The sequence below is a fragment of the Paenibacillus sp. SZ31 genome, from assembly GCF_012912005.1.
Classification (GTDB): Bacteria; Bacillota; Bacilli; order Paenibacillales; family Paenibacillaceae; genus Paenibacillus.
On sequence record NZ_JABBEA010000010.1, the window covers coordinates 218565 to 232824 of the forward strand.

The 14260-nt window shown below is 46.3% G+C and carries 16 protein-coding genes; 3 read left to right on the forward strand and 13 right to left on the reverse strand.

What is annotated here, in order from left to right:
- Positions 1 to 39: 39 nt before the first annotated feature.
- From HF638_RS19515 to HF638_RS19575, 13 genes are all read right to left on the reverse strand, one after another.
- Entirely contained in the window at positions 40 to 453 is a 414-nt protein-coding gene (locus tag HF638_RS19515) for a cytidine deaminase (protein WP_062835495.1), read from the reverse strand.
- Between the two features lie 262 nt (positions 454 to 715).
- Positions 716 to 1087, reverse strand: coding sequence for a diacylglycerol kinase family protein (locus HF638_RS19520; RefSeq protein ID WP_169481652.1), 372 nt, complete (start codon positions 1085 to 1087; stop codon positions 716 to 718).
- Positions 1087 to 1584 carry an rRNA maturation RNase YbeY gene (ybeY, locus tag HF638_RS19525; protein WP_036674804.1) on the reverse strand — a complete coding sequence of 166 codons (498 nt, stop codon included), beginning with the start codon at positions 1582 to 1584 and terminating at the stop codon, positions 1087 to 1089. The genes HF638_RS19520 and ybeY overlap by 1 nt, the downstream gene beginning before the upstream one ends.
- Positions 1585 to 1618: 34 nt before the next feature.
- Entirely contained in the window at positions 1619 to 3868 is a 2250-nt protein-coding gene (locus HF638_RS19530; RefSeq protein ID WP_169481653.1) for an HDIG domain-containing metalloprotein, read from the reverse strand.
- Between the two features lie 16 nt (positions 3869 to 3884).
- A complete protein-coding gene (locus HF638_RS19535) occupies positions 3885 to 4856 on the reverse strand; it encodes a PhoH family protein (protein WP_169481654.1) in 972 nt (323 codons plus the stop codon).
- 6 nt (positions 4857 to 4862) lie between these two features.
- On the reverse strand, positions 4863 to 6056 hold the full coding sequence (gene yqfD / locus HF638_RS19540; RefSeq protein ID WP_169481655.1) for a sporulation protein YqfD: 1194 nt from the start codon (positions 6054 to 6056) through the stop codon (positions 4863 to 4865).
- Positions 6053 to 6346, reverse strand: a complete 294-nt coding sequence (gene yqfC, locus HF638_RS19545) for a sporulation protein YqfC (RefSeq protein ID WP_017687241.1) — start codon at positions 6344 to 6346, stop codon at positions 6053 to 6055. The genes yqfD and yqfC overlap by 4 nt, the downstream gene beginning before the upstream one ends.
- 180 nt (positions 6347 to 6526) lie before the next feature.
- On the reverse strand, positions 6527 to 7126 hold the full coding sequence (locus tag HF638_RS19550) for a hypothetical protein (RefSeq protein WP_047843783.1): 600 nt from the start codon (positions 7124 to 7126) through the stop codon (positions 6527 to 6529).
- A gap of 13 nt (positions 7127 to 7139) precedes the next feature.
- Positions 7140 to 8150: a flotillin-like protein FloA gene (gene floA / locus HF638_RS19555; RefSeq protein WP_169481656.1), complete on the reverse strand. Its 1011-nt coding sequence runs from the start codon at positions 8148 to 8150 to the stop codon at positions 7140 to 7142.
- Between the two features lie 162 nt (positions 8151 to 8312).
- On the reverse strand, positions 8313 to 9635 hold the full coding sequence (locus tag HF638_RS19560) for an NfeD family protein (protein WP_169481672.1): 1323 nt from the start codon (positions 9633 to 9635) through the stop codon (positions 8313 to 8315).
- 284 nt (positions 9636 to 9919) lie between these two features.
- The gene (locus HF638_RS19565) at positions 9920 to 10363 is read right to left on the reverse strand and encodes a GatB/YqeY domain-containing protein (RefSeq protein ID WP_062835503.1); all 444 of its coding nucleotides are present in this window, start codon (positions 10361 to 10363) and stop codon (positions 9920 to 9922) included.
- Between the two features lie 15 nt (positions 10364 to 10378).
- Positions 10379 to 10552: a 30S ribosomal protein S21 gene (gene rpsU / locus HF638_RS19570; RefSeq protein WP_005547957.1), complete on the reverse strand. Its 174-nt coding sequence runs from the start codon at positions 10550 to 10552 to the stop codon at positions 10379 to 10381.
- Positions 10553 to 10741: 189 nt separating this feature from the next.
- Positions 10742 to 11101: a histidine triad nucleotide-binding protein gene (locus HF638_RS19575; protein WP_169481657.1), complete on the reverse strand. Its 360-nt coding sequence runs from the start codon at positions 11099 to 11101 to the stop codon at positions 10742 to 10744.
- 326 nt (positions 11102 to 11427) lie between these two features.
- On the opposite strand from HF638_RS19575, the gene HF638_RS19580 reads away from it, so the two are divergent.
- From HF638_RS19580 to HF638_RS19590, 3 genes are read left to right on the forward strand one after another with little or no spacing between them, the layout of a single operon-like run.
- Positions 11428 to 12072: a class I SAM-dependent DNA methyltransferase gene (locus HF638_RS19580; RefSeq protein WP_169481658.1), complete on the forward strand. Its 645-nt coding sequence runs from the start codon at positions 11428 to 11430 to the stop codon at positions 12070 to 12072.
- A 1-nt stretch (position 12073) separates the two neighbouring features.
- The gene (locus tag HF638_RS19585; protein WP_169481659.1) at positions 12074 to 12997 is read left to right on the forward strand and encodes a PLP-dependent cysteine synthase family protein; all 924 of its coding nucleotides are present in this window, start codon (positions 12074 to 12076) and stop codon (positions 12995 to 12997) included.
- 1 nt (position 12998) lies between these two features.
- Positions 12999 to 14132 (forward strand): bifunctional cystathionine gamma-lyase/homocysteine desulfhydrase, encoded by a 1134-nt coding sequence (locus HF638_RS19590; protein ID WP_169481660.1) that lies wholly within the window; start codon positions 12999 to 13001, stop codon positions 14130 to 14132.
- Positions 14133 to 14260 lie beyond the last annotated feature (128 nt).

Genomic DNA, 14260 nt, shown 5'->3' on the forward strand with positions numbered 1-14260 from the left:
ATGTTCCTCCTCAGGCGCCTAGGCCTGGAATGTATTGGTTTATTTTTTGGCAGAATTCAGATCAGAAGGCCCAAAAGCCCAAGGTAACAGTTCAGCAACGGTGGTCTCTTGCAGATCACCTTTCATGTTTCCCAAGATGACTTTCATATCGGGTTCACACAGTTCGTACATGACCTGACGACATACGCCACATGGAGCAATCGGACCATCCGTGTCTCCCACAATGGCAATCGCTTTGAAGCTACGAGGCTGCTGTCCACCTGCAATGGCACTGAACATCGCTGTACGCTCAGCACAGTTACCTGGTGTATACGCAGCATTCTCAATATTACAACCATGATGCACATGTCCTTCACTGTCAAGCAAAGCTGCACCTACACCAAAATGGGAATACGGCGTGTACGCCTTCGTACGTGCCTTAATTGCTTCTTGCATTAGCAAACCATTATCCATTGATATTCTCTCCCTTAGGGTGCAATATAAAATCAAACTAGTGCATTTACACTGGACACTCCGCTGTCAGAACAACCTTCCGAGCGCTGTTATCCCCAGATTTTTTTGATCCCTTTTGATAAGGGAAAATCCGGGTATAAAGGCGCACACTCCGTTTCTTCAGGTTTCTTCTGACCTCTCCGTTATCGTGTTTGCATCAAGTAAATTTATATTAGTGTGTGGTATTAAAATCAAAACGAATCAAAACAAAGTTAATACAAAATCAGTGAAAACCCAGCCAGCTCATCACCGGCTTAATGAAAACGATACAACCGATGATGACGGCGAATACCGCAGCCAGCAGAACTGCCCCGGCCGCGGTATCCTTCGCCGCTTTTGCCAGCGGATGGATATGGGGATGTGCCAGATCAACTGCAGCCTCTACAGCCGTGTTCATCAATTCAGTCACCAGGACCAAAAAGACAGCGGTCAGCACAAACATCCAATCTATTCTTGAGATTTTGAAAAAAAAGCCGGCTACACACATCAAAACAGCCACTCCCGTGTGAACTCTCACATTACGCTGAGTCCGCAACCCATATGCGATTCCTTCCGCAGCATTGCGGAATACCAGACCCCAGGAGCGCCTTTTCATTATCGTGTCAACCCGGCCTGGGCCAATACCGCTTCTTGTTTACCCATCATTTCAGCCTCGCTAGCTTCATCCTGATGGTCATATCCGAGCAGGTGCAAGAAGCCATGGACGAACAAAAAACCAAGCTCACGTTCAAATGAGTGTCCATACTCCTCACTTTGCAGGATGGTCCGTGGTACGGAAATGATGATGTCTCCAAGAACATCCGGCATTTCTTCCATTTCTTCATCTTCATCCAACTCATAGATAATGTCGAGTTCTTCATCCACCGTCTCATTCATCGCAAAAGACAATACATCCGTAGGACGGTCAATACCGCGATAGTCACGGTTCAACTCGTGGATCTGCTCATCGTTTACAAAAGTCAGAGCCACTTCTCCGTCTGCCACACCTTCCGCTTCTCCAGCTAGATTCAGCAACTGTTCCAGCATTGCAATCATCGGTTCTGTAATTTCTTTATCCTGTTGTTCATTATTCCATGCCAGGTTAAGACTCATTCCTTCATAACTCCTGTCTACTAATAATATTAAATTAGCCTGCTTCGGGTGAAGTCGGCTTTGGTTTCTTGATCTCCTCCGGATATTCTATCCTGGAGTGGAAGATACCCATCACCGTTTCCTTCAATGTTCTGGCGACGATGTCCAGTTCACGCATCGTAAGATCACAATCATTGAACTGATGATCATCCAATCGACCTTTAATAATCTTCTCTATCATGGACTCCACTTGCTCCACTGTCGGTTTGCGTAAAGATCTCACAGCAGCTTCTACACTATCGGCAATGCCAACAATAGCAGATTCCTTGGACTGAGCCTTCGGCCCAGGGTAACGGAAATCTTCTTCCGTGAAATCAGGTTCAACTCCTGCTTCTTCCGCTTGGCGCAGCGCTTTGTGATAGAAATAATGGAGAAATGTCGTGCCGTGATGCTGTTCCGCAATATCCCGAATAGGTCTGGGTAGTTTGTAATCCTTCTGCATTTCCACACCATCACGGGCATGGGCAACGATAATGGATTTACTCAGTTTCGGATCGATCGAATCATGCGGATTCTCCATGTTATTCTGATTTTCAATAAAATAGATGGGGCGCTTCGTCTTGCCAATATCATGATAATACGATCCCACTCGACAGAGCAATCCGTTAGCTCCAATGGCCTCTGCCGCAGCCTCCGACAGATTGCCTACCATAACGCTGTGATGATAGGTACCCGGTGTCTCCGTGAGCAACTTGCGCAGAAGCGGATGGTTGGGATTAGACAGTTCCACCAGTTTGAGCGCTGACAAGATGCCAAATGAAGTTTCGAAAAATGGCATCAGCCCAATGACCAATATGGCAGTCAATACGCCACCAGCAAATGCAAAACCAACACCATACAGTGTTGTGGTTCGGTTCCAATCTCCCGAGTCAATTAAAGCCAGGGTGAAGACCGCTATGGACCCGAACAAGCAGACCATAATGGCCCCTTTCAAGATCGTTGATCGTTGGCTAGCCTTATGAGTTGCGAAGATCGCAACAAATGAAACCAATACAGCGAAGAAGCCCAGTTCAAAGTCAAAAAGCTGACCCTGATGCGTGTTCAAAATAATGCTAGACAACATACCGATCAAAATCGAACATACAAAGGCAAGCGACGTATCCAGTAACAGCGCAATTAACATCGCCCCTACCGCAACAGGTGCAAGGAAGCCAACATAAGACCTCTCATTGGTCTGGATAATCGCCGTCACATGCATAACTACAATCGTAATAATAAAAATGAGAACAAGCATCAACAGCTGCGCATTATTATATTTGAAATGCGTTCCGCTGCATTGCTGAATATACATCAGAATTGCTGCCGACAACAGACAGGAAAACATAAGAAGCCCAAGCTGCGGCCAGTAGTTCACTTCATTTTTCAGCAAGTCATTCTCATCCAGGAGCGCATACATTTCCGGGGTGATCATTTCACCCTTGGCAACTAATGTGTCCCCTTGCTTGATAAAGACGGTTTGCGTGTTCTCACGTGCCTGAACTTTCGCTTCCTTGGTTCCCTCTTCGTCGTAGAAGCGGTTAGCGGTCACCACGAGGCGAGCAAGCTCCTGCACCACCTCACGTTGCGTACGCTTACTAAGAGAGCTGACACTCACCATCTCGGCTACTTTCGCACGTGCGGTGGTTGCATCGCTGATCTGATCCGTCATTAACCGGGAAACAATATCCCTCGCAACTGGTTTCATCTCTTGGATATCATCCGATGTCAGACGTGAGATTTTGATGTAGGTCTCTTCGGGAATACGGTAGCTTTGCTCCTGTACCACATTTCGGATCTCTTCCAACAGCGTCTCGGAGTATGTACCGGCTTTCCGATTATTATTGATATAGTTGGTCACAAAATCCTTCTGGCGTTGCGGAATTTCATCCCGATAAATATCAATCTTATCCTGACTTGAAATCTGATCATCCTGATTTAATCGATCTACACGATCAAGCAGGGTTGTCATCAAATTTTCGTTCCGCATCTGCACGATCTGAAATATTGGTTGTACGCGTTCAGCCGCTTCTTCCTGTGCTTTGAGTGTGGCCTTGTTATTCGGAATCTGCATGGGCGCAGCAATATCCACTTCACTCCGTGTACCTTCCTGAATATCATACCGCTCGGGGAGCAACTTGGAAGCCAGACTCACGTAGAAAAGAATCACCAGAAACAAAAACAGAAGATAGCGTGCCCACACGCTATACTTCCATCCTGTAGCCTTATTCTGAAAAGATTTGCCTTTTGACGGTTCCTTCGAGGTCACTTTAGACAATCCCTTTCTATGCTTGATTTTCTGCGGCGTGGTTGTAAGCCACGATAATTTTCTGGACGAGGGAATGCCGCACAACATCTTGCTCGGCAAAATAGACAAACCCAATCTCGTTAACTTCGTTCAAGATCGAATTCGCTTCCACAAGCCCGGATTTCTTACCACGCGGTAAATCAATCTGTGTCACGTCTCCGGTGATGACCATTTTGGAGCCAAAACCAAGACGGGTCAGGAACATCTTCATCTGTTCCGGTGTTGTGTTCTGTGCTTCATCAAGAATGATGAAAGAGTCATCCAGCGTACGACCCCGCATGTAGGCGAGTGGCGCGATTTCGATTAACCCTCGCTCCAGTGCCTTCGCGGTCTGTTCCTGTCCCATAACGTCATACAGGGCATCGTACAGCGGTCGCAGATACGGGTCTACCTTCTCCTGAAGATCACCTGGCAAAAATCCAAGACTCTCTCCTGCTTCAACAGCAGGTCGTGTCAGCACAATGCGTTTGACGCTGCCTTCTTTAATTGCGGCAACAGCCAGTACAACAGCCAGGTAGGTTTTACCCGTACCTGCAGGACCAATGCCAAATACAATATCACGTTTTTTAATTGTAGTTACATAGTGCTTCTGTCCAATGGTTTTAACACGGATTGGTTTACCTCGGTATGTCGTCGTAATCTCGCCCTTGAACAGATCCAACAGCTGGTCTGCCCGCATATCCTTGGCAAGTTCAATCGCATACTTCACATCTCTTTCGGTTAACACGTATCCGTTGCGTATCAATTGCAGTAACACATCAAATAATTGTTCAAGCGATTCCACCTGTTGTGCATTGCCGAAAATCACAATCTCCGCTTCACGGGATGCAATCTGGGCGGGAATCTCGGATTCAATCAGTTTAAGAAAAGTATCTTGGGGTCCAAAAAGAGATTGACCCTCTCCCGCACTCTGGAGGGAGATTTGTATGCTGCGTGTTTGCTCTGACAAATATCCTCATTCTCCTTGACTATGGACTAGCGGAAGTTCCTCCGCAATGCTTTCTTCTACCTCAAATAAGACTTTCATATAAACTTTACCATTCTCTTTCTTCTCATGCAAAATTTTTTCACTTATAATTTTCGTTCCTTTGCCATTTTTGGCAATAATATCGTTCCTTGCTCCTTCCAATCCTTTCGTTCTGGCCCACTCTATCGTCTGTTGTTCCTCATGCTCTCGGGTCTCCAGATCCTTCTCTGTCAGCCAGCCCATGGGAAGTGTAAAGGATCGCCAGCTCAGGGGTCTATGATTACTCTCGGTATCAAAAGAACTGAACGGTGTATTTCCGTATCCCCATAGTTGGATCGCCCATTTTCCCAACACCATGTAAAAACGTTCTTTGCTCTCACCCGTCATCGTGTTATGTTTTTGCACAAGCGGGACTTCTACCTGATACTCACGCCATACCAGACCACGTACTTCCCCTTTGGCAACGATCGTCTTGGTGTTCTCCTCATCTCCGAGAATACCCGAGATCAATACCTGACCCTTTTTGACACGCATGTCCTTCTGAACAACAGGACGTCCCTGCTCTGCATAGATTTGAGTGACGACAGCATCCGCTTTGCTGATCAGATGTCTGGGATTCAGTAACGGCTCGCGCTTTGGTTGCGCCGATTCCACGACCTGAATGGTAATGGTTGTCCCCTCTTTGCTCACGCCAATCCAGGTGACATCCGGTAGAGCGAGTGCAAGCTGTCTGGAGAGCTTGTCTTGGCTCTGCAAGCGGAATCCCCATTGGAAAGGGTATACCCCCTCTTTCTTCGCTGCTGCGAGCACCTCGTCCGTGGGAATGGTAACGTTACCCTTGACCTCCACATTCCACACCATAGACGACAAAGCAAACAAAGCTGCCACAAAAAACAACATTCCCCCGAGAAAAAACTTCCTTCGCAATAATCGGGCCGCAAAAAAAGGAAAACCGCTGCGATGGGTCACTTTCACTCTGCAGCCTGTCCGTTTCAACATCGGACGCAGCCTGAAAAAATGCGGCAGCAGAATGTTCATCTCTGCCACGCGTCCATCGTGAGCACGCAGGTTCCACACTTCCAGTCCCTGCTCTGCCACCATGTTGATCAATGCTTCAATGTCTCCCCCAGTGACCGTGATTCGGACTGCTCCCCGCAGTTTGTACAGACTGGGCTGCTTCATCCGTTCCCCTCCACTCCATTCATATGAATATCCAGGATTGTTCCTTCAACAGCTACTTCATCCGGCAAAATGTTGCGTATCACCAAAGCAGTCCCTTTGATCTCCAACTGGCCTTGGGAAAGAGCCAGCACGATGCGATCCGGCGTGAAATGGATGACACCGCGATGATTCTCTATATACAGTTGCTTACTGCCAATCAGGGTTAACCGTGGCATATCATAAAGCACATCCTGCGGCAGATCCAACACTTCACTGGTCCATCTGCGCAGCTTGCGGCTGATCCGGGTCATTCGAAGGTCTTCCCCCTTCCTCTACAGTTCAACTTATGCGCAGATTCATGAATTTATGAAAATTCCGGGGCGTGTTAGGTACGAATATTAAGAAAAAAGGATAGAACACAGAAAAAGCCGTCTCCGGCGGCTTTATGCTCACCAGAGACGGCTCTATTTCCGTCCAATAAATTGACTTGTTTACAGTTTTCCTCTTGTACCAAACGGTTGCTTGGAACGAGGGGAACCCAGCACTTCTGCCCACAGGACACCTGTACGAATATCAGCAGGACGAAGTGGAGACGCTCCCGATTCATCGGTGCTGGTCTCATCCCAACTGGAATCAGACACAACTGGCCGATTCGCAGAAGAGATGCGATTCAAGCGTTCTTCAATCAAGCGCTGCTGTTCTTCCATGCCTCTCATCTGTTCCTCAAGTGAATTTGCCATCGCACTCATCGTGCCCTCACTTCTGTAGTCAGTTGCGGGGCGAGAAGATGCAGCAGGCTCCGAATACGGCTCATCATACTGATTCTCATATTGCACGTCATCATACCGATCGTCATACTGTTCATCATAGCGGGGGTCTGTAGGTCCGGAAGACTGCTGCGGAGATGAGTTATCTCTTGAACGTTCATCCCGGCCTGAATCACCACTGCCTCCAAATGTAGGCATCCCGTTGGCAGGACGCTTTTTGTTCGGATCAGCCGATTTGGCAGCTTTCCCCAAGAAGGAGAAGAGCGCAAAACCGATGACGGCCACAATATACAGATTATCAAAAATCCATTCAAATAGGCCCATATGCACTCACCGCCTATCTTCCGTTTTTGGAATCACCCTGATCGTTGGAATTCGAACCTTCACCAGGTTTTCCCAATGTGTTACGCATTTGAGTATCTGCTTCAATATTCTTCAGATTCATGTAATCCATGACACCGATTTTACCACTACGCAGTGCCTCAGCCATTGCCAAAGGTACTTGGGATTCGGATTCAACAACGCGCGCTCTCATTTCCACTACGCGTGCTTTCATCTCTTGCTCTTGGGCTACGGCCATTGCGCGACGCTCTTCCGCTTTGGCTTGAGCGATACGTTTGTCAGCTTCTGCTTGCTCAGTCTGCAAGAAGGCACCAATGTTTTTACCTACATCAACGTCCGCAATATCAATGGACAGGATTTCAAAGGCAGTACCTGCATCCAAACCTTTGGACAATACGGTACGGGAGATCAGATCCGGATTTTCCAGGACGTCTTTGTGAGAATTGGAGGAACCGTTTGTACTTACGATACCTTCGCCGACACGGGCGATGATCGTTTCTTCACCAGCACCACCGACGAGACGGTCAATATTGGCACGAACCGTAACTCGTGCTCTAACTTTAACTTCGATACCATCTTTGGCTACCGCAGAGACAATAGGTGTTTCGATAACACGTGGGTTAACGCTCATTTGTACGGCTTGCAATACGTCACGACCTGCGAGGTCAATGGCAGCAGCACGTTCAAATTCGAGTGGAATGTTCGCACGTTGTGCAGCAATCAGAGCGTTTACAACACGGTCAACGTTACCACCGGCCAGGAAGTGACTCTCCAGTTGGTTCATTGAAAGTTTAAGACCCGCTTTAGTTGCTTTAATCATCGGATTTACGATACGGCTAGGCGTTACACGTCTCAGTCTCATCGCAACCAATGTAATAATACTTACGCGTACGCCGGATGCAATCGCTGAAACCCAGAGCATAACCGGGAAAAAGCTGAAGAATACGCTCAATACGATAATACCTACTACCGCAATGAGCAAAATCGTAATCATAGATGTGTCCATTGTTTAATTTCCTCCATTTGCAATTTGAATTTGATAAAAACATTTGAGAAGACATTCATGAGTCCGCTGCTAAATTAAAGACTGCACCCACCTCGCTGGCAGCTTCAGCTACGTGGTTATGTACATTGCCGAAGCGTTGATCCGCTTCGACAACAGAGCGAGTTACACCGGCAAAGCTTGCTGAACCACAATCCGGGTACCTTCCGCTTTGATCACAATAATCGGTGTATCAATGGGAATGAAGTCTCCGTCAGTCACAACGTCAATTCGTTCCCCTTCAAACATCGCTGTTCCAGAAGGACGAAGTGGTGTCAGACTGATTCCTTGCAGACCAATCAACTCTTTGCGTTCTGTGGCTGATGAATATCCACGGTCCGCTGACATACTGTCACTCAGTATGAAGCGATTCCAGATCCCTCGATCCTTAAAGATGATTGAGATGATCGCAATGACTACCAGTGCTGCTCCAAAAGCGATACCCAGAGATACAAATGCATCACTCGTATCATAAGCAGCCCTTACGACACCGGCCACAAGCGCAATCGATCCCAAAATCCCCAGAATACCGAAGCTCGGAATAAACATCTCCAGAATCATCATGATGAGTCCGACAGTAAACAATACCCATGTCTCCGCTCCGGCAAATCCCGCAATGTAATTACCTGAGAAATATAAGACGAAACACACGATACCCACAATACCTGGAACTCCAAAACCAGGAACAATCAATTCAATGATCACACCCGCGATTCCGAGGAACAATAATACAGTCATGACAACAGGATTGGTAAGAAAAGATGAAATATTCTCTGCCGTCGTCCGTTCTACCTTGAATACATCATCCAGACTGTAACCGAGCCAAGTCGCTGCTTCTTCTGGTGTGTTGCTGATGTGATCGGCATAACCGACTTTCAGCGCTTCTTCAGCCGAGAGAGCAATAATTTCACCTTTTTGCTTGGTTTTATTGATCTCTGGCATTTCCACGACCATGTTAACATCCGTCATTCCAGCTGCAATCTTGCCATCACGGCCACTAATCTCGGCCGCTCCCTGCATTTTACTCTTCCAGAATGCAACAAGCTTCGGATCATCAACATGTTTGCCCGAACTATCCACCATTGCAGCCGCACCAATCATACTGCCTGGTGACATTACGATCTTATCTGCATTCAGGGCCAGAAAACTCCCAGCTGAAGCAGCATCTCCACGGACAAATGCAACCGTCTCTATCGGACTGTCCTTAATCAGGGTACCCAATGCTTCCGCAGTGTCGACACGGCCTCCCGGCGTATTGATATCAAGAACGATCAGGCCAGCGTTCATCTTTTCCGCTTCCCTGAAACCACGTTCCATGAACTTGCCAAGCCCCTGCTCGATTGGTTTGTCAACCGGAATAATATATACGGCACCACTCTTCTCAGCTGCATGCGCTGACGGTGATCCAATCCAGACAGGAAGCAACAGCGTCAGCAGCATTAAGAGCATCAATGGCCCCGTAAGCTTCTTCCGGCGCTTTCCCTTCACAATAGTCCCCCCTTTTCCAATAATGTTATACTGTCCAGCTTATGGTATTTATTACGTGCAATGCAACATTTCGTTTCAAAATCTTAAAATTATATTTGAAAACAGGAGCAATTGCAAGAATATAAATCCATAATAATATATATTAACCATTAATAAGAAAATCCCACTGGTCACGAGGACTTCATGTGGTCTTGTACACGGAAAAAACACCCCCTGACAAGTCAGGAGGTGTTTATTGATTTGCTTTATTGCAGAAATTGTTGAACTGCTTGATTTACCAGTTTGCCGTCCGCTTTGCCTTTAACTTTCGGCATAAGGGCCGCCATGACTTTCCCCATCTCGGCTTTCGAAGAAGCACCGGTTTCCTGGATGGTCTGCTGTACAATAACTTTAATTTCTTCTTCGGAAAGCTGTGCGGGAAGGTACTGGATGAGTACTTCAATTTCCGCTTTTGCATTTGCCGCGAGGTCTTCACGGCCCGCTTTGTCAAATTCTTGGAGGGCATCTTTGCGCTGTTTGATTTCACGACTCAGGATATCAAGCACTTCGTTGTCATCCAAATCTCTTTTCAAATCTATTTCAAGATTCTTGATCGTCGAACGAATCAACCGAATGTTGGAGAGTCTGAACTTGTCCTTACTCTTCATCGCTTGCTTCATATCTTCGTTCAATCGTTCGCTAAGATTCATGTAGTCAAAATCCTCCTAAAACTTTCTCTTACGAGCAGCCTCGGACTTTTTCTTGCGCTTTACGCTTGGCTTCTCATAATGCTTACGTTTCTTCACCTCAGCCAATACGCCATCTTTAGCGATGGAACGTTTAAAACGACGAAGTGCAGCATCAATAGTCTCGTTTTTGCGAACTTTAGTTTCAGACACCAGTTTTCCCTCCCTCCGACCAGACCGTCCAAGAGCAATAACACGGTTCATCATCTTTCATTATAGGCGAAAGGTAATAAAGGTGTCAACCTCAATGTAATGATCACTTATTTATTATGAGCTTTGGCCACATATTCATGAAGTTAATACATATGCATAATGACCCAATATTAGCACACGTTAGCTCGTTTATTTGTGAGAATCAGACAGACTTGTCAATGCGCCAAGTCTGGTACCACCCAGCAAATGATAATGCAGATGATGTACGGTTTGTTCTCCATCCTTACCACAATTGTTGATTAAGCGATAACCTGTTTCCTCCACCCCAAGACGCTTGGCCGCTTCTTGAGCAGCCAGATGAATCTCGCCGATCAAAGGTAGATCTTCTGCAGTCACTTCATTCATCGAAGCAATATGTTTCTTCGGAATGACGAGCACATGTGTCGGTGCTGCGGGCTGGATGTCATGAAACACAATAACATGGTCATTCTCCAGTACTTTATTGGAGGGAATGCTGCCCTCTACAATTTTGCAAAATAAGCAATCCATAGTTCATACCCTCCTTTGTAAACCAATGTATGTATTCCCTCCTATCATACTAGAAGTAAAAACCCACGTCCAATCTCTAGACACACAGCCAGCCAGTCTAAACACACTTTTCGTTCCTCTTCCTTTCAGAGATCCATATCCATGGCTTTCAGGTAGAGAAATAACTAAAAAAAGTCACGCAAATCAGTCAAGTGAAGAGGTACAGAGGTGATGGTTTAAAGCCATAAAATTCCATATTTTTCTTTTAAATTACACTTTTATAGTATATAATCCCCATTGATATAGTTGCTTTTACTTTTGGCAATACCAAGGAGGATATTAAGGTAATGGGCAGAGAATTTGTGGCTTTATTTGACCAATGGTCAAATGATTATGATCAAACCGTAATGGGACATGACCAACAATATCAGGAAGTATTTGAGCATTATGAAGAAATTCTTCATACAGTAGTCTCAGAGGTGAGCGGAACGATTTTGGAATTTGGCGTTGGAACGGGAAATCTTACAGAAAAGTTGATAGCCGCAGGTCATAAAGTATACGGGGTTGAACCTTCACAAGGGATGATCAATCAAGTGCAAAAGCGGAATCTGAATTTCGAATTGGTTGAAGGAGACTTTCTGGAGTTCCCTCCTCTCGCTGAGCCAATAGACGCCATCGTGAGCACATATGCTTTCCATCATTTAACGGATGCAGAGAAAGAACACGCGATTTCAATATATGCCAAACTGCTCAGCCCCAATGGAAAAATTGTGTTTGCAGATACCGTCTTTCAGGATCAGGAGAGTCGTCGTCAGATTGAGGATGAGGTAACCTCTCAAGGCTATACTGAACTGCTGGCAGATCTACGGACCGAATACTATACAACAATCGATGTATTACAAACCATTTTATCGAAATATGGTTTTATCACGCACTTTTCCCGACTAAACAAATATGTATGGTTAATGAACGCAAAAAAGGAGATTGGTTAATTTGCCCATTTATCAACATGTACAGGAACTTATAGGTAATACGCCACTGCTTGAATTAACTCGTTATCCATTACCGGAAGGAATCCGTCTATTCGCCAAATTGGAATTCATGAATCCTGGGGGAAGTGTGAAGGATCGGATCGGCAAGTTTTTATTGGAGCAAGCATTGGCAAGAGGAGACGTTAAGCCAGGTGGAACGGTGATCGAAGCTACCGCAGGCAATACAGGAATTGGGCTTGCGATGGCGGCTGTTGGCCTGAATTTAAAAGTCATTTTCACAGTGCCTCAGAAGTTCAGCGTCGAGAAGCAGCAATTGATGAAAGCCCTTGGGGCTACGGTTGTGAACACACCGACATCAGAAGGAATGACGGGTGCCATACGCAAGGCGGAATCGCTGGCGAAAGAAATACCCGGCTCGTATGTTCCAGGTCAGTTCTCCAATGCGGATAACCCACTCGCACATTATCAACATCTTGGCCCTGAGATTTGGCGTGATCTGAACGGACAGGTGCATGTATATGTCGCCGGAGCCGGGTCTGGCGGAACTTTCATGGGAGGATCTCGCTATTTGAAGGAGCAGAACCCGTTAATCAAAACATGTATCGTAGAACCCGAAGGTTCGATTCTCGCAGGTGGACCCTCGGGACCCCATCGCACAGAAGGAATAGGCGTCGAAACGTTATCTTCTTTTATGGATGTGAGTTATTTCGATGCCATTCATACGATCTCAGATGAAGATGCCTTTGAGCGGGTCAAAGATCTAGCCCTGTTGGAAGGTCTACTGGTAGGAAGCTCCTCAGGAGCAGCTATGCAAGCCGCATTAAACGAAGCCGGCCACGCAGCCCCCGGGAGTAACATCGTCGTTATTTTCCCGGATAGCAGCGAACGGTATTTAAGCCAAAACATCTATAATGGAGGACAATAACATGAGACCAAAAACAAAGCTGATTCATGCAGGAATTATTGGTGATCCACACACTGGAGCAGTAAGTGTCCCGATCTATCAAGTAAGCACGTATGAGCAAGAATCGGTTGGCGTACACAAAGGATACGAGTATTCACGTACGGGCAACCCTACCCGTCATGCGTTGGAAGAAGTCATTAAAGAGCTGGAGGATGGCGTTCGCGGTTTTGCTTTTAGTTCGGGAATGGCTGCGATTCACGCTGTACTGTCTCTGTTTAAAACTGGAGATCACGTCATTCTGACGGATGACGTCTACGGCGGGACTTATCGCATTTTCACCAAAGTACTGAATCGTCTGGGGATCGAGTCTACCTTTGTAGATACCACCTCACTACAAGCACTGGAGCAAGCTTTGCAACCTAATACGAAGGCCATTTATGTAGAAACACCAACCAATCCGTTACTCAAGGTCACCGATATTAATGCTGTAGCGAAATGGTCGAAACAACATGAGTTGCTGTTCATCGTGGATAACACGTTTAGTACACCTTATTGGCAAACCCCGCTGGCTCTGGGGGCAGATATTGTATTGCATTCTGCAACGAAATATATCGGTGGTCATAGTGATGTCGTGGCAGGGCTTGCGGTTGTCAACAGCGAGCAGCTCGGAGAAGACCTACATTTTATGCAAAATGCAATTGGCGCAGTCCTGGGCCCCATGGATTCCTGGTTGTTAATGCGCGGTCTAAAAACATTGGGATTGCGGATGGAAGCGCAAGAACGCAATACAGAGAAGATTGTGGCATTTTTGAATCAACATCCGACTGTGAGCAAAGTCTATTATCCCGGGTTGCCCGACCATCCACAGCATAAGCTCGCGTCCACGCAAGCGAGCGGATATGGCGGTATGGTTTCCTTTGATGTAGGCAGTGCTGAAAAAGTAGATGAGGTGTTAAGCAAAGTCCGTTATTTCACATTGGCTGAAAGCCTGGGCGCGGTGGAAAGTTTAATTTCTGTACCTGCCCGAATGACACATGCTTCCATTCCTTATGAACGGCGACAAGAATTGGGGATCACGGAAGGTTTGATTCGTATCTCCGTTGGGATCGAGGATGTTGAGGATTTACTTGAGGATTTGAAATCTGCATTAAGTTAAGGGCATTTTGATTTGAATAAAGTCTATGCTGGCCATCAATCGATTCTTACACTAGGGCGTGTCTTCAAACTGATTAAATGGTAATAGATGGGTTAATTATATTAAATGAATACACGATACGAAATTCA